Annotated in this window: 18 protein-coding genes; 8 read left to right on the top strand and 10 right to left on the bottom strand. The window is 40.9% G+C overall.

The window, feature by feature from the left end; genetic code table 11:
- Window positions 1–27: 27 nt before the first annotated feature.
- The 4 genes from ABWV72_RS10200 to gpmI form a co-directional block, all read right to left on the bottom strand.
- Window positions 28–966: a DUF808 domain-containing protein gene (locus ABWV72_RS10200; RefSeq protein WP_353370374.1), complete on the bottom strand. Its 939-nt coding sequence runs from the start codon at window positions 964–966 to the stop codon at window positions 28–30.
- A gap of 26 nt (window positions 967–992) precedes the next feature.
- Entirely contained in the window at window positions 993–1,748 is a 756-nt protein-coding gene (locus ABWV72_RS10205; RefSeq protein WP_342805147.1) for a divergent polysaccharide deacetylase family protein, read from the bottom strand.
- A gap of 76 nt (window positions 1,749–1,824) precedes the next feature.
- Window positions 1,825–2,895 (bottom strand): murein hydrolase activator EnvC family protein, encoded by a 1,071-nt coding sequence (locus ABWV72_RS10210; protein WP_252729243.1) that lies wholly within the window; start codon window positions 2,893–2,895, stop codon window positions 1,825–1,827.
- Between the two features lie 87 nt (window positions 2,896–2,982).
- A complete protein-coding gene (gene gpmI / locus ABWV72_RS10215; protein ID WP_216048795.1) occupies window positions 2,983–4,518 on the bottom strand; it encodes a 2,3-bisphosphoglycerate-independent phosphoglycerate mutase in 1,536 nt (511 codons plus the stop codon).
- 251 nt (window positions 4,519–4,769) lie between these two features.
- On the opposite strand from gpmI, the gene ABWV72_RS10220 reads away from it, so the two are divergent.
- The 4 genes from ABWV72_RS10220 to gpsA are packed head-to-tail and all read left to right on the top strand — an operon-like array spanning window position 4,770 to window position 7,022.
- Window positions 4,770–5,195, top strand: a complete 426-nt coding sequence (locus tag ABWV72_RS10220) for a rhodanese-like domain-containing protein (protein WP_216048796.1) — start codon at window positions 4,770–4,772, stop codon at window positions 5,193–5,195.
- Between the two features lie 18 nt (window positions 5,196–5,213).
- Window positions 5,214–5,471, top strand: a complete 258-nt coding sequence (gene grxC, locus ABWV72_RS10225) for a glutaredoxin 3 (RefSeq protein WP_216048797.1) — start codon at window positions 5,214–5,216, stop codon at window positions 5,469–5,471.
- A 25-nt stretch (window positions 5,472–5,496) separates the two neighbouring features.
- Window positions 5,497–6,000, top strand: a complete 504-nt coding sequence (gene secB, locus ABWV72_RS10230) for a protein-export chaperone SecB (RefSeq protein ID WP_216048798.1) — start codon at window positions 5,497–5,499, stop codon at window positions 5,998–6,000.
- An 8-nt stretch (window positions 6,001–6,008) separates the two neighbouring features.
- Window positions 6,009–7,022, top strand: coding sequence for an NAD(P)H-dependent glycerol-3-phosphate dehydrogenase (gpsA, locus tag ABWV72_RS10235; RefSeq protein ID WP_216048799.1), 1,014 nt, complete (start codon window positions 6,009–6,011; stop codon window positions 7,020–7,022).
- 16 nt (window positions 7,023–7,038) lie between these two features.
- Here gpsA and trmL read toward each other — a convergent pair whose 3' ends face one another.
- The 4 genes from trmL to ABWV72_RS10255 form a co-directional block, all read right to left on the bottom strand.
- Window positions 7,039–7,503: a tRNA (uridine(34)/cytosine(34)/5-carboxymethylaminomethyluridine(34)-2'-O)-methyltransferase TrmL gene (gene trmL, locus ABWV72_RS10240; protein ID WP_216048800.1), complete on the bottom strand. Its 465-nt coding sequence runs from the start codon at window positions 7,501–7,503 to the stop codon at window positions 7,039–7,041.
- A 103-nt stretch (window positions 7,504–7,606) separates the two neighbouring features.
- Window positions 7,607–8,578: an alpha/beta fold hydrolase gene (locus tag ABWV72_RS10245; protein ID WP_353370379.1), complete on the bottom strand. Its 972-nt coding sequence runs from the start codon at window positions 8,576–8,578 to the stop codon at window positions 7,607–7,609.
- Window positions 8,579–8,689: 111 nt separating this feature from the next.
- Window positions 8,690–10,087, bottom strand: coding sequence for an ATP-binding protein (locus ABWV72_RS10250; RefSeq protein WP_303499263.1), 1,398 nt, complete (start codon window positions 10,085–10,087; stop codon window positions 8,690–8,692).
- Window positions 10,084–10,779 carry a response regulator transcription factor gene (locus ABWV72_RS10255; protein ID WP_216048803.1) on the bottom strand — a complete coding sequence of 232 codons (696 nt, stop codon included), beginning with the start codon at window positions 10,777–10,779 and terminating at the stop codon, window positions 10,084–10,086. The genes ABWV72_RS10250 and ABWV72_RS10255 overlap by 4 nt, the downstream gene beginning before the upstream one ends.
- A gap of 209 nt (window positions 10,780–10,988) precedes the next feature.
- On the opposite strand from ABWV72_RS10255, the gene ABWV72_RS10260 reads away from it, so the two are divergent.
- Complete coding sequence (locus ABWV72_RS10260; protein ID WP_353370382.1) at window positions 10,989–11,804, top strand: Spy/CpxP family protein refolding chaperone; 816 nt, start codon at window positions 10,989–10,991, stop codon at window positions 11,802–11,804.
- Between the two features lie 48 nt (window positions 11,805–11,852).
- Here ABWV72_RS10260 and ABWV72_RS10265 read toward each other — a convergent pair whose 3' ends face one another.
- Entirely contained in the window at window positions 11,853–12,272 is a 420-nt protein-coding gene (locus tag ABWV72_RS10265) for a methylglyoxal synthase (protein ID WP_216048805.1), read from the bottom strand.
- A gap of 19 nt (window positions 12,273–12,291) precedes the next feature.
- Window positions 12,292–13,452, bottom strand: a complete 1,161-nt coding sequence (gene argE, locus ABWV72_RS10270) for an acetylornithine deacetylase (protein WP_353370384.1) — start codon at window positions 13,450–13,452, stop codon at window positions 12,292–12,294.
- 337 nt (window positions 13,453–13,789) lie between these two features.
- Between argE and argC the strand changes: the two genes are divergently transcribed.
- From argC to ABWV72_RS10285, 3 genes are read left to right on the top strand one after another with little or no spacing between them, the layout of a single operon-like run.
- Window positions 13,790–14,818, top strand: coding sequence for an N-acetyl-gamma-glutamyl-phosphate reductase (gene argC, locus ABWV72_RS10275; RefSeq protein WP_216048807.1), 1,029 nt, complete (start codon window positions 13,790–13,792; stop codon window positions 14,816–14,818).
- Window positions 14,815–15,609: an acetylglutamate kinase gene (argB, locus tag ABWV72_RS10280; protein ID WP_216048808.1), complete on the top strand. Its 795-nt coding sequence runs from the start codon at window positions 14,815–14,817 to the stop codon at window positions 15,607–15,609. The genes argC and argB overlap by 4 nt, the downstream gene beginning before the upstream one ends.
- Window positions 15,606–16,514, top strand: a complete 909-nt coding sequence (locus tag ABWV72_RS10285; RefSeq protein ID WP_216048809.1) for an ornithine carbamoyltransferase — start codon at window positions 15,606–15,608, stop codon at window positions 16,512–16,514. Before argB ends, ABWV72_RS10285 begins: the two co-directional genes overlap by 4 nt.
- Window position 16,515 lies beyond the last annotated feature (1 nt).

Here is a 16,515-nt window from a genome sequence, read left to right on the forward strand (position 1 = left end):
CTTTGTTGAGCGACCTATTACTTCATTTTAGGAAGATTTTTTCAGTTTAGTGGCGAAGGTCACAACAAGCATCACTACAGCACCAGCCATTACCCCGGTTAAACCTTCGAGTAAAATTGGGGCAACGCTTTGACTAACACTGCCAAATAGGGTTTCAAGCCAAGCGACTATTTCATGAACCACATGATGGACAGTTGGAATACTATGCACCAGTATGCCACCTCCAACTAGAAACATGGCAGCAGTCCCAACAATAGCTAAGGTTTTCATCAGCATAGGGGCAAACATTAATAGTCCTCTACCTAAGGTGCGTTGCAGTGTATCAAACTTGCCGGTTATCGATTTACGCAGTAGATAGAGTCCCAAGTCATCCAATTTCACAATACCAGCGACTAGACCATAGACCCCCACGGTTATAAGTAACGCCAGCCCAGATACCACCGCCAACTGGGTCATGAAAACTTCGTCTTTTACAGTGCCCAGTACTATTACAATTATTTCAGCAGAAAGAATAAAATCAGTGCGAATTGCGCCCTTAATTTTATCTTTTTCTAAAGCAACGAGATCAACGTTAGGATCTGCCAAAGCTTTTATCTTTTCTGCATGCTCGGCCTGTAACTCTTCTTTGGAGTGGAAGAACTTATGGAATACCTTTTCAAAACCTTCAAAACTTAAATATAAGCCACCAATAACCATCAAAACGGTGATTAACACAGGTAAAAATGCGCTAATTGCTAAAGCTGCGGGCACTAAAATGAGTTTATTTAAAAATGAGCCTTTAGCGACAGCCCACACCACTGGTAATTCCCGATCAGCTTTTACACCAGAAACTTGCTCGGCGTTCAAAGCAAGATCATCCCCCAAGACACCGGCGGTTTTTTTCGCTGCAACTTTGGAAAGCACAGCGACATCATCAAGAATAGTGGCAATATCATCAATTAAAGCGAGTAGATTAGAAGCAGCCATAATTATTCCTTTTATCTGCTTTGAGTTTATTCAAGTTCAGATGATACTCGACGCGATTTTATATTTACGTCTTGGACCACTGCGAGGTGTTGAGTATGCAATAGCTCGCTGATAGTAACTAATTGTACATTCAGTTTGTCGACTGACAGCAAAGCTTTTTGCAAATAGGCCACAGTTTGCGGGTAAGGATGCGCAATCCCTACTGCGTGACCGTGTTGTTTGGCCAGTTGAAGTAATCGTTGAAATTGAACATCAATTTCTTCAACTCGACTATCATTATCTAAAAATACGTTGCGTGGTGCACTTAACACACCATTTTGTTGCGCGATTTTTAGCGCTTTACTATATCGCGTTGTTCTACTATCCACGAAAAATAGGTGGTGCTGAGCTAAGAATTCCATTGTGACATTCATCGGTAAACTAAGTTGCGTTAGTTTACTGCCCATATGATTGTTCACTCCGATAGCATCAGGCACAGTTGCCAGCGCCTGCATGAGTGTTTGTCGGATAGATTCAGCAGACATATCTGCGGTTAAGGCTCCTGGACCTAATCGTTTTCCGGCCAGCGACTCCATGGGAATATGCAGCATGACGTCGCGTTTTTGGAATGCCGCTTTACGGGAAAATTTTTCGGATAAATGGGTAAGGGGCAAGATTGAAAATGCCACCTCTTTAGGCAAGTTGAAAGCCGCCTCGTCACGCTTAGTGTTTCCCATATCATCGATAATCAACGCAATTTCCGCAGCCAACAAGGGGAACATTGGGAAATATAATAGAGCCATGCAGGCTAATTTGCGTAACTGTTTTTTAATATAATGCACGATAGTGATTAATTCTTAGTATATGTCATGTGAGTTATTATTTTTTAAGCCATTGGCTTGGATTAATTGGCGTCCCTTTGTGACGAATTTCGAAATATAAGTTAGGGCTACTTTGTCCACCACTTTGTCCAACCAGCGCAATGGTTTCGCCACTTTGCACAGTGTCTCCAACCTTTTTCAACAACGCCTGATTATGCCCGTACAAGCTCATATAGCCATCACCATGACTCAATACAGTAACCAAACCAAATCCCCGAAGCCAATCAGCATACAAAACTCTACCTGCATGCACTGCTCGCACGGGAGCCCCAGTATTGCCGTTAAACAACACTCCTTTCCAACGAATTTGTCCCTGTCGAATTCGACCGAACATATTACGCATTTTACCTTGCGTCGGTAATAGTAATTTCCCTTTAAGGCCTGCTAATCCAGTTAAGTTCAAAGGCCCTTGCTTAGCGTTACGCTCAGCCTCTTCAATCGCTTTAAGTAGCGCCTGTTCATTGATTTGTAGTTGTTCTATTTTTGCCGCTTCAGAATCAATTTGTTTTTCAATTTTGGTTAACGTAATTTGTCGCAAATCTTGCTGCTGCTGAAGTTGCACTTGTTGCTGAGTTAGTTCTTTTTCTAATATTTCCAACTCATGCTGTTTGGCTAAGAGTTGTTCTGAAACCTCTCGAAGTTCAGTCACTAAATTGCGAAACGCATCAATTTGTTTTTTTCTCGCCTCGGTTAAGTAGCGATAATAACTAAAAGTCCGCTCCATTTTTGATGCATCTTCAAGATTAAACAACATCTTAGCGAAATCATTTTCACCCACCATGTACATACTTTTTAACTGGCTTGCTAGGGCTTGTTGCTGTTGTTTTACTTGTGATTGTAAGGATTTTTGCTGATTAACCAGCTCTGTGTGTTGACGCTGATTATTGCGTAACTCGTTGCGGGTATTTTCGATCTTCTCTACTGTTCGCGCGATATTCAGTTCAGCAGCTTTTAATTGCTGCTGTAACTGTTTTGCTTCGGCAAGTTGCTTTTTAATTTGCTGCTGTTTTTGTTTAATCTGAGCCTGAATATCTTTTAATTCTTCAGTTTGTTGGGCACTAACAGACAAACAAACTCCAACCACTGCAAAACACAGTAGCCGGAGTAAAACACGAATATGTATCATCTTAAACTGTGTACAAATTTACATGTAACATCAATTTTTAAGGGTCATAATGGGTTTGCCAGTCATTTCTTTTGGTTGCTCCATGCCCATGAGGTGCAACATAGTGGGTGCTACGTCACTCAAGGTTCCACCCGTGCGAACATCTGCATCTCGACCTACATAAATAAAAGGCACCAACTCACTGGTGTGAGCGGTATGCGCTTGTCCAGTCTTAGCATTGACCATTTGTTCAGCGTTTCCATGGTCAGCTGTAATCAGACACTCGCCGCCAACTTTCTTCAATGCTTCCGTTACCCGTCCAATGCAGCTATCGACAGCTTCAACAGCTTTTATAGCCGCTTCATATACGCCTGTGTGGCCTACCATGTCGCCATTTGGATAATTACAAATGATTGCATCGTACTTGCCCGATTCGATTGCCTCAACCAACTTATCGGTTAGCAACTTAGAGTTCATTTCCGGCTGCAAATCGTATGTTGCTACCTTTGGAGACGGAATCAAAATACGCTCTTCACCTTCATACTCAGATTCACGACCGCCACTGAAAAAGAAAGTAACGTGAGCATATTTTTCTGTTTCGGAGATACGTAATTGCGTTTTATGATGCTGCGCCAACCAATCGCCCATCACATTAACCAATGGTTCGGGAGGGTAAGCTGAAGGGGCATCGATAGAATCCGCATACTGAGTCAACATCACAAAGTTTAGATTTTTAGGGCAATATTCCCGTTCAAAACCGCTAAATTCTGGCTCAACAAAAGCACGAGTTATCTCTCTTGCACGGTCCGCTCTGAAATTCATAAAGATAAGTGAATCGCCGTCTTCAACCTTAACGGCATCACCAATAATGGTAGGTTTAACAAACTCATCTTTTTCATCACGCTCGTAAGAAGCCTCAAGTGCTTCTATTGCGGACGCATATTGGTATTCACTTTTGCCTTGAGAAATTAAATCATAAGCCGCTTGAACCCGTTCCCATCGCTCATCTCTATCCATCGCATAATAACGACCGATTAAAGTTGCAGTTTTACCTACACCCAGAGTTTTAAATAACTCGTCAGCTTTTTGCAAAGATTCCTTTGCACTTTTTGGTGCTGTGTCTCGACCATCAAGGAAGCAATGTAAAAAGACTTTTTTAGCACCTTTATGGACAGCCATTTTGACCATTGCAAATAAATGGTCTTCGTGACTGTGCACGCCACCTGGAGATAAAAGCCCCATAATGTGCACAGCTTTGTCTTTATTTACTGCATTTTCTACAGATGCAGCCAAAACCTTATTGCTTTCAAATTCGTTATCTTCAATCGCTTTACTAATACGTGTGAATTCCTGATACACCACACGCCCGGCTCCTAAGTTAACATGCCCTACCTCAGAGTTTCCCATCTGACCAGGTGGCAATCCAACATCAAGACCAGACCCGGAAATAAACGTATTGGGATATTCCTGCACCAACTTATCTAAAACTGGCGTATTGGCGTTAGCAATGGCGTTTTTATCGGTATCTTCACGATGTCCCCATCCATCCAATATAAGCAGTGCTAGCGTCTTTTTGGCGTTGGGCATAGGTTGCTCCTGTGTAATTTTTGATAAAGTTGTTAATAAGAGTGAAGTCATCTATCGACTTTTGAATCGGTTTTGAGAACATTCATATTGATAGATCCCCAACAGTTTATCCTGTGAACTACATCACTTAAAGAGTATTTATCAGTTAAGTTATAGCTGAATTGCAGATTCCACTATGCAAGGACTGGTTTCTGTATAGATTTTCTATATACTTTGCACTCTTTTTTCTACGCCAAGGGGCCGAAGTAGTAATGGATCAAATTATTGAGTTTGTTGGAAACCATCCTTTTTTGTCTGCTGGTTGGGTAGCACTAGTAGTGTTAATTATCTATAGCTATGTGGCTGGGATTTTTTCTCAAGTCAAAGAACTTAGCACCCACGAAGCAACGATTCTTATGAATCGACAAGATGCTGTGGTGTTGGATATTCGCCCGGCTGCAGAGTTCAATAAAGGCCATATTCTTGGCGCAAAACAAATTAAAACAGAACAACTAAATGGCGCTGACTTTAGCGCCCTTGAAAAATTCAAAGACAAACCCATTATTGTAGTGTGTGCCATGGGCATGACAGCTAAAAAGACAGCAACAGCTTTATTGAAAGCTGGTTTTAGTCATGCTTCCGTACTAAAAGGTGGAATGAATTCGTGGCAGAGTGCAAATTTGCCCGTTGCGAAATAAACAGATTTAAGGCTGACAATGAGCAAAGTTGAACTATATACCAAAGGTTATTGCCCGTATTGCCATCGTGCAAAGGCATTACTAGAAGAAAAAGGCGTTGCATTCGAAGAATATCGAATTGATCAAAACCCTGATCTTCGTGACACCATGATTACCCGAGCGAATGGCGGTTATACCGTTCCACAAATTTTTATTGATGACAAGCATATCGGTGGTTGCGACGACATGTATGCACTAGAGTCACAAAATAAACTAGACAACCTACTTAGCGTATAACGCAGTAAACCAAGGAAAAATTAACATGGCAGATGATATCCAAGCTAACCAAGCCGGTGAGCAAGCTCCACAACAAAACGCACAATTTGCAATTCAACGTGTTTACACAAAAGACATTTCGTTTGAAACACCAAACTCTCCTGCAATTTTCAAAAAAGAGTGGAAACCTGAAATTAAACTGGATTTAGATACTAAAACAGTTGAATTAGAAACGAATCTTTATGAAGTCGTTTTATCGGTTACAGTAACCGCAAATTTAGGCGAAGAAACGGCATTCCTTTGTGAAGTTCAGCAAGCGGGTATCTTTATGATTGGTGAAATGCCTGAAGCAAATAAAGCGCATACTTTAGGTTCATTCTGCCCAAATACCTTGTTCCCTTATGCAAGAGAAACTATCTCTAATTTGGTTAATCGAGGTACTTTCCCTCCATTAAACCTTGCACCGGTTAATTTTGATGCAATCTTTGCTGCTTACATGCAAAAGCGTGCCCAAGAACAGCAAGGTCAAGCGCAAAAACTTGATGCTTAATCATTGTAATGACAATGCTAAATAAGCAAAGCGTTACAGTACTAGGAGCAGGGTCTTATGGCACTGCTCTTGCGTTTTGTCTTGCACGAAATGAAGTGCAAACCTATCTGTGGGGTCGAGATACCGCGCAGATGAAAGAAATGCAAACCTCCCGATGCAACCAACGATACTTACCTGAAGCGATATTTCCTGACGCCTTGGAAATTATTCCAAACCTTGCTTCGGCAATTGCCAACAGCCAAGATATTCTAGTCGTTGTACCAAGCCATGCCTTTGCGCAAACTTTAACAGCAATTAAGCCATTTTTGACAGATCAGCATCGTTTGATTTGGGCGACAAAAGGGCTGGAACCAAAAACTGGTAGATTGCTCCAAGAAGTTGCAGAGGAAGTTTTGGGAAGTGATATTCCTTTGGCTGTTCTGTCAGGACCAACCTTTGCCAAAGAAATGGTGGCAGGGTTACCAACCGCTATTTCGTTGTCGTCAACGGATGAACTCTTAGCGGAAGAGTTTAGTGCAAAATTACACTGTTCAAAAAGCTTCAGGGTATACAAAAATCCCGATTTCATTGGCGTTCAATTAGGTGGTGCGGTTAAGAATGTGATCGCAATTGGTGCCGGGTTATCTGATGGTTTAGGGTTTGGTGCAAATGCGAGAACCGCATTAATCACCCGAGGACTTGCTGAGCTTACCCGTTTAGGATTAAAAATGGGAGCTAAACCTGAAACCTTCATGGGCATGGCAGGATTAGGCGACCTTGTACTCACCTGTACCGACAATCAATCTCGAAATCGACGTTTTGGATTAGCCTTAGGAACAGGAAAGTCGGTTGAAGATGCTATCGACAGTATTGGTCAAGTTGTAGAAGGCTATCGAAATGCAGAAGAAGTCAAAATTTTAGCCGACAAGTTAGCTGTTGAAATGCCGATTACTGAGCAGATTTACCAAGTGCTTTATCAAGGGAAACCAGCGAAAAGTGCCGCACTTACGTTGCTAGGCAGAGAGCCAACTGTAGAAGGTTAGTTAAGCTAACCTCTCCTTAAACAGCCCCTTCAAAACCCAATTGTCGCCAAGACTCATAAACAAAAACCGAAACCGCATTCGATAAGTTCATACTGCGACTCTTGGCCAACATTGGAATTCTTAAGCGTTGTTCCGCCGGTAAATTCTGAATGACCTCGTCAGGTAAGCCTCGCGTTTCAGGGCCAAACAGTAACGCATCACCCAATTTAAAATCAGCATCTGCGAAATTCTTAGTACCTTTAGTGGTGCAGGCAAACACTCTTTGCGGTTTTTCGGATTGAAGGTAAGCAGTTAGATCTGCGTGACGTTTAACCTCAGCAAATTCATGATAATCCAATCCCGCCCTGCGCACTTTTTTATCATCCCAGTCAAACCCTAGCGGTTCGATCAGATGCAAGTCGTAACCTGTATTTGCGCACAGACGAATAATGTTTCCGGTGTTGGGAGGGATTTCCGGTTGATATAAAACAATACTAAGCATATTTAATCGAGGTTCTAGAAAACTAATTGTTTAAGTGTAACAAATATTACGCCCGCAAGAACCAGCAACTTCACTATTTTAAGCTATGCCGCGGCAAATTCGCTTAAGCTAAGAATCTCAAAATTGCCCGTAACGATTGATCACGAATATCCTCAGTTTCGAAGAATATTTCATGACTCGCATTTTCAATTCGCATAAGCTCACAATTTAGCATTTTTGCTGCGACTTGAGTTTGTTTAGCGTTATTCACGACCCGATCATCTCCAGCCTGCAATAACAACACTGGAATAGTAATTGCGGCAGCATTTTTTTGGATAAATGACATCGTTTTATCAGCCTGTTTGAGCCAAGCTGTTGTGACCCCACCTAGCTTGCATTGCGGATTAGCCTCATAGGTATCTCGAAAAATTTTGTATCTTTGTTGGCAATGGGTTAATTCATTTATTGCAAAGGCTTTAGGATTATATTTGGACTGACCAATAAAATACCATGGGCTTTTACCAAAGACATGGTTTAGCAAGGTATAACTTTCAATTAGCAAACAACTTAACCATTTTGGTAATGCAGGCCTGATACCGAACATCGGAGCCGACATAATACATTTAGCGAAGTCTCCAGGGTGTGTGAGTAAATACAAACTAGAAATTGCAGCTCCCATGGAATGGCTAAGTAAAATCGGTTTATGAACGCTATTAGGGCTAATAACTTGGTCAAAAAACAATTTAAAATCAGCAACGTAGTCTGCAAAATCAGCCACATACCCTTTTTCTGGATCATCTAACATTCGTCCTGACAACCCTTGTCCTCGATGGTCGTGAATAAACACACTAAAACCTGCGTGGTACAAATTGAATACCAGCTCTTTATATTTTAATAAGGTTTCAATACGACCAGAGGAAATGGCTATGCTTCCAATAGGATTCGGATTGATCACATAAGCATAGGCAATTCGTACCTTTTGCTTCCCCAGAAAATAACCGTTAATCACGTTTCTTTGCCAAAACGGTTCTATAAATTGCTGATTCCGCTTTTCTACCAAAGTTTCATCTTCTGGGATGTGGCTCTGTTCAATCATGTTGTACGCTAACAATTAAATCACTCATCAAGATGCGTAATACTGCAATGTTGCATAGAATCAATCTACAAACACAATTCACTCGCGATCTCGCCTCAAAGGTTTCACTCATTATTGTTTAATCGGAATCGTGATGTTTACAATTAATCCACCTTCTGGCGAATTCATGGCTACGACTTCACCGCCGTGTAATTTTACCGCTTGTTTAACAATGGCTAAGCCTAAACCTACCCCACCCGTATCTCGATTTCGTGACGCAGACAACCGATAAAATGGTTTAAACATATCTTCCAAATCCGAAGAAGGTACACCTGTACCGTCATCTTTTACCGTCACTTGTAGTGTAGTAGTCAGATTAACCACTGACACTTCAACTTTAGTAGAACAATATTTAATTCCATTACTAATCAGATTTCCTACAGCACTTTTCAGTAGGTGTGGATAACAACTTAAAGTCAGTTCTGGAATGTCACCTAAAATTAATTCCTTACCACTATTTTGCGCCTCAAACTCGGCATCATTGAAAAGCTCTGTAAAACAACTTTTCAAACCAACAAGTTGTTTATCTTCAACTGCTACATCTGCCTCTAATCTAGATAGACGCAACACTTGACCAATCATTGAATCGATTTGCTGTGCTTCTTTTTCGATTCTCAATAGCTGTTTTTCAATCGACTCTGGCAGCTGTTCTTTTTGATTTTGAGCAATACCAATGGCAAGTTGCAATCTTGCCAGTGGCGACCTTAACTCATGTGATATATCAGCGACTAACCTTTTTTGACTTCCCATTAAGTCGGCAAGGCGTTTCGTCATAGAATTAAAATCTCGCCCCAAGGCGCCTATCTCGTCACCTCTTTTTGATGCAAATTTTACGTTCTGGGTTAAGTCACCATTGGCCACTTTCCTAGCACTTTTCTGCAATTGTCGAATAGGTCGAACAAGCGACCAGACAAACAAAGCGCACAGACTTCCGCTGACTAGCAATACGCTTAAGCCAAGCGCTATGGGATTTGTCTGCATCAACTGCCGTGCAAGATTTGGAGGGCGCGGTTTACCAGTGAACAGAAAATATGTCTGTCCTCTTACCGAGACTTTAGCTGGCCCAAAAAAGACCCCTGACGTAGTTCGAATAACAAAAGGTTGCGTCTCATTAATGAGTTCCAAAAACGGCTCTTTTAACGGCATCATTTCTCTTGGAAAACCATAAATAAATTCTTTGCTTTGAGCATCTATTAACATCAATGCATCTTTGCTTCTTTGCCCCGTGCGGCCTAATAAACGATTTAATTCGGCTTTGGGAAATCGCTCTGCAGTTAGCTCAATACGAGACGCTATTTGCTGTATACGATTAATGTCTACGTTATTTAGCGGTTTAATTGAGTAGTTAGAGTTGGTTTGCTTAGCTAACCAAGCGCCAACAAGACCCAACAGAATCGCTGCCAACCAAAACCATAAAAACGTTTTGCCAAAAAGACTGTTGGCAGGGTTAAGCTTTTTTAAAAACCTCATTGTTCAACCACGAACAAATAGCCAGTACCTCTAACCGTTTTAATTTTTTCTTGATCACTGTGTTGCATTAATTTACGCCTAATATTACTCACATGCATATCAATACTGCGATCAAATGCCATCAATTTTCTGCCCAATACTTTTTCGCTGATATCATTTTTACTAACAATTTGACCTGCGTTTATCATCAACAAATGCAAAATTAAAAACTCAGTAGCGGTAAACTCTAAAATATTTCCAGCACATTCAACACTCTGTGTATTGGGGTTCAATACAACATCATCAATTTGTAATCGTTGCTGAGAGCTTGTTGAAGGCAAATAATCCATGCGCCTGACGATAGCTTTGATTCGAGCCGATAACTCACGATGATTAAATGGTTTAGGCAAGTAATCGTCGGCGCCAAGCTCTAACCCAAAAATTTTATCAAAATCATCGCCTTTAGCTGTTAACATCAACACTGGCGTTAAATGACTAGTGCGTAATCGCTTAAGCACTTCAAATCCATCTATTTGCGGCAACATCACGTCCAACAAAATTAAATCGTAATGTTTCGGCCCGATGGCTTTTTGTAAGCCTGTCTCACCATCATTGGCTTGATCTATTTCATACCCTTGGGGCGACAAATACTCTATCAACAAGTTGCACAGTTCTTTATCATCATCGATAACAAGTAGTGATTTATTTTGCATGTAACCTCAATTATTCTATATGTCATTGGTACATTATGTGGTGAATTGTAAGCTTCCAGCTGATTAAGTGACAGACGAAAAGAACATTATTTACACAAGCTTTACAATGGCCAGACACTTCTTTGCATTGACGTAACTATAATGTTTATCAAATCAACGACAAGGTAAATGTCGTTATTTCGTTAAACATTAATCAAAAGGTGATACACATGAAAAGCAAATTGATTTTTTCTAAAGCAATCATTGCCATAGCTGCTACCGCAGCCGTCACTGCATTTGCAATTCAAGCGCATGAACGTCCAGAACCACCAATGCGTGCGGTATTCAAAAAGCTAGATTTAACAGATCAGCAAAAACTTGATGTACGCACTATCATGCAGCAATCTAAAGCAGATGGTGAAATTTACAAGCAAGATTTAAACAACATCAAAAATCAGCTTAAGAGCTTAATTAGATCTACTGATTGGGATCAAGATTCGGTAGTGAGTTTGTTACAACAAGAGCAAGATATTAAATCTCAACTTGCGTTAAGCTCGGCGACCAAACGCAACGCTGTCTGGAATACCCTTACCGAAGAGCAACAACAAAAGTTGAGTGCCATGAGCGAAAAAGGCAAAGAACGCAAAGGCAAGGGGCATAAAGGAGAAAAACGTTCTTCGCCGATGAAAATGTTCAAGAGACTCGACTTAACCGACGAGCAAAGTGCAAAAATTAAAGCTTTGTTTGAAAGCCAAAAAGCGGCTATGGAATCTCAGCGTGAAACGGTGAAAGGTTATCGCGATCAAGCTCAACAGCTGGTTAGAAGTGAAACTTTTGATCAATCAGCATGGTTGGCAGTGAGTGAGAAACTTCAAGCAGCTCATTTGCAAATGTCGACAGACATGTCAAAAGTGCGCCATCAAATCTGGAATATCCTTGATGAGGAACAACAGGCAAAAATGGCGAAAATGGATGAAAAAAGAGAACACCGCAAAGGTGGTGACAAACATGATAAGAAGAGACGTCATCAAGACGACGAACTCTAACTATCACATTGGTTACGTTAAAGATTATTGATAGTTATAAACTGACTATCAATAATCAGGCACAGTCCTCAAGTATTCGTCGCTGTCAAACAGCGGCGAAGTAATGATTAAATCCGCAGTGCAACGATTACAAGCTACAGGCAAATTCCACACCGAACATAATCGAAGTAAAGCTTTTACGTCAGGATCATGAGGTGCGGGGTTGAGTGGATCCCAAAAAAAGATTAAACAATCTAGTTTTCGCTCAGCGATTAATGCGCCAATTTGTTGGTCGCCACCTAAGGGTCCACTTTTAAAACGATGAACAGGTAAATCTAAACTGTCGGCGATTAGTCCGCCTGTTGTACCTGTCGCCACCAAATTATACTTTTTCAATTGTTCAATATGGGTGCGACTCCAGTCTACTAACTCCGCTTTCATGTGATCGTGAGCCACTAAAGCAATGGTCTTTTTTACTAATTCAGTCATGGATATTATTTCCTAGTATTTATCTAGCTGATTCGCTAAAGCACACGTGTTTTATCATATTCTTTAACAAAGTAACTGTGGGGTCCACATATTCTAACGATATAAACTCATCCGGCTGATGGGCTTGATTGATACTGCCCGGCCCCAAAACCAAAGTATCGCAGCCAAGCTGATTGATAAAAGGAGCCTCAGTAGCATAATTAGCATTTGTGACTTTAAAATCCGTCAACTTTTCAGCTAAGGCGATAATATTGTGCTCATTCTTACATGAGAACGCCGGAGCTGTCGGATACATAAGCTGCATGTCTACGCGGTCTGGATAAGCTTGTTTAACAGGTAACAGCGCTTCATCAATCAATGCAATTGCTTCTTCATCACGCAATCCAGGTACACAGCGAATATCAAAGTTAAGTTTGCAATGTCCACAAATTCGATTTTCGCCATCGCCGCCATGAATATGCCCTAAATTCATCGTTGCTTGGGGAACACTAAAACTTTCGTCGCGGTAATTTTTGGCAAGTTGGTCACGTAACGTGAGTAGCTGCTGTATTGCCATTTGCATAATTTCAATGGCGTTTACGCCTTTATCTGGATCGCTGGAATGGCCAGCTTTTCCAGTAATATTTAGGCTCTGCGCCATATGTCCTTTATGTTTACCGATTGGTTTCAGCTCTGTGGGTTCACCAATGATAGCCATATCAGGTTTAATTAACTGTTGTTGAGCAAAAAACCTAGCTCCGGCCATAGAGGTTTCTTCATCGGCTGTGGCTAAAATATACAGTGGTTTTTGCAGCTTTTTTAAAGGAATATCTTTTAAAGCTTCCAAAATAAAAGCAAAAAATCCTTTCATGTCGCAGGTCCCTAAACCATAAAAGGAATCATTTTTTTGCTGCAGTATAAATGGGTCGCTATTCCATCGACCTTCATCAAATGGCACTGTATCTGAGTGACCAGCTAACAGCAGACCGCCCTTGCCCGTGCCGAGTTTGGCTAATAAATTGAATTTATTCCGTGCTTCAGGCACTTTTTGAATAGAAATGCTAAAACCTAAGTCTGAAAAAAGATTCCCTAAATAGTCGATTAACTGACGATTACTCATATCTAGATCTTCGTCTACGGCACTTATTGTAGGGATGGAAATGATTTTTTCATAAACTTCTAAGAAAGTTAAATTTGGCATAAGAACCTTAAAATATAATTATTCACTTTTATTGCATATTTATAACATTGATGGCATGCTACGTCCATGCAACAAAGAACCAGTTTTAAACTGATTTTTAAACCTTAACGATCAATTACAGTGCATATTGCCTGAAAATTGATGAATAGAGAATAAATGAGAACTATGAGCACAAATAACTCCCTGCCTTGCTACGCTTGTACGTCTGTCCGACGAATCTAATTTTGGTTGCGTAGCACGCTCCTCTCCTTTGATATAGAAGAAGTTTTTAAAGGATTGGGGCGCTTTTTTTATTTTTCTAAGTTAACATTTTCAAAAATTATCGGTAGACATCATTATGTTGAAAGCATGTGTAATCGGAGCAAGTGGATATACAGGCGCAGAACTCGCCAGAATATTAACCTTGCATCCTAAATTTGAGCTAGCAGGATTGTTTGTTTCGCAAAACAGTCAAGATGCAAATAAAGCTTTAAGTCAGCTCCACCCCTCTTTAAGCGGTTTAGTCGACACTAAGGTTTTACCCATTAATGATGGTCTGTTAAGCGAGCTCGCAGATTCTTTAGATGCCATATTTTTAGCCACACCTCACGAAGCCAGCCACGACTGGATGCCTATATTAACGGCAGGAAAAGCAAAAATATTCGATTTATCAGGGGCGTTCAGAATTAAAGATGCAGACGTGTTTGCAGACTTTTATGGATTTGCACACCAGCATAAACCGTTACTTGAAAAAGCGGTCTACGGGTTAGCTGAATGGAATGCAGCGTCTATTGCTGAGGCATCGCTAGTAGCAGTGCCAGGTTGCTACCCTACAGCTTCGCTATCAGCGCTCAAGCCTTTGTTTAATTCAAATCTGTTAGACAGCCAGCATCGTCCAATTATTAATGCGGTATCTGGTGTTAGTGGTGCGGGAAGAAAAGCCGCTTTGGGAAATAGCTATTGCGAAGTGAGCCTGCAAGCATATGGTGTTCTTGGCCATCGCCACCAGCCAGAAATTAGCCAAGCCTTAGGTACCGACGTTATATTTACTCCCCATTTAGGTAATTTTAAGCGCGGAATATTGGCCACAATTACGGTGAAAACAGTTGCTGGCACCAGCAAAGAGCAAGTATCGGATGCTTACCAAAAAGCCTACAGTGATAAACCTATTATCCGTTTACTAAATCATTTTCCTAAGTTAGATGATGTAGTGAATACTGCGCACTGTGATCTGCATTGGAAGTTAGATGAAAAATCTGGATATTTAGTCATTGGCAGTGCCATCGACAACTTGTTAAAAGGTGCAGCATCTCAAGCAATTCAATGTGCTAACTTAAGTTTCGGTTTTGCATCTCCTACTGGATTAATTGCTGAGGTGAGTAAATGAAAGTAAAAGTTATCAAAGTTGGTGGTGCATTTTTAGATGACCCAAGTATTTCCGCAGACTTTTTTGCCGCGCTTTATGCCGCTCAAGAACAACAGCCAATAGTGTTAGTTCATGGTGGTGGCAGCAGTGTTGAGAAGCTTTTAAAAAATCTGTCACTTAGCAGTCATAAACTAAATGGTCTGAGAGTCACGCCGAAATCACAAATTGATTATGTCGTCGGTGCTTTAGCCGGCACAGCCAATAAAAACTTGTGTGCATTAGCGAAAAAAAGTGGACTTATCCCTGTGGGATTAAGTTTATTGGATGGTAACATTACCAATTGCCATCAAATCAGTGAAGAATTAGGCAATGTAGGTTCTGCAGAGCCTATTGATCAAACTTTACTGACGACTCTGTTGGCAGCTGGCTTTTTACCCATAGTGAGCTCCATTGGAGCAGATGACCAGGGTGAATTGCTTAATATCAACGCCGATCAAGCAGCAACAGCCATTGCCAAACTGCTTAATGCACAACTAGTTTTGTTATCAGATGTAGCAGGTGTGCTCGATCAGAATAAGTCACTTATTAATAAACTCACGTCTGACGATATTGAAACTTTGATATCAGATGGTGTTATTCGCGATGGTATGACAGTGAAAGTAGAAGCGGCATTAGATGCGGCGAATCAAATAGGACAGTCTGTGACTATAGCAAGTTGGAAAAACCTTGATATTTTAACCCAAGATACTCCAACTGAAGAAAACGCTTCTGCAGGAACAACCATTTTCCCATCGTCTAAGGAAAACAAATGAAACAGGACCTATTAACGTTTAAAGATTGGAGTTCGCAGGATTTAAATAATTTGTTGGCGCTAGCGGCAAAAATTAAAGCTGCGCCTGAAGAACACAATCAAGTTTTGGCTGGAAAATCAATTGCGGCTTTGTTCGAGAAACCCTCTTTGCGTACCCGTGTTAGTTTTGATATTGGTATCAATAAACTCGGTGGACACATGGTTTACCTTGACTCCCAGGCTGGTAAACTAGCTGGCCGAGAAGACGCCAAAGACACAGCAGCAAATTTAGCTTGTTGGGCAGATGCGATTGTTGCCAGAGTGTTTAGTCATGATACCTTAGTGCAGTTTAGTCAAGCTTCTAAAGTACCGGTAATCAACGCGTTATGCGACCTCTATCACCCGTGCCAAGCAATAGCTGATTTTCTCACCTTACAAGAAACCTATGGTTCATTAGAAAACTTAACCTTAGCTTATGTAGGTGATGGCAATAACGTTACCCATTCACTATTGCTGGTTGGCGCTATACTTGGGGTGAATATCGTTAGTGTTACCCCTGCAGGTTACGAAGTTGATCAAGGGATATTTGAATTAAGCCAAAAAATTGCAGAAAAATCTGGTGCAAAAATCATCCAAAGTAATAACGTCGAAGACGCTAAAGGTGCCAATGTACTTTATGCTGATACGTGGTTATCAATGGGAGATGAAACACCGTTATCAGATATTAAACGCATTTTTGACCCATACAAAGTCGACGAAGCTATGATGGCATTAACCGGTGCACAATACGTTATGCATTGCCAACCCGCTCATCGTGATTTAGAAATTAGCGGTACTTTAATTGATAGCGATAAATCATTATTAATGCAACAAGCTGAAAATAGAATGCATGGCCAAAATGCCATTCTAGTAACGTTGTTAGCTTAAA

The organism is Aliiglaciecola sp. NS0011-25, from assembly GCF_040370605.1.
GTDB classification, from domain to species: Bacteria; Pseudomonadota; Gammaproteobacteria; order Enterobacterales; family Alteromonadaceae; genus Aliiglaciecola; species Aliiglaciecola lipolytica_A.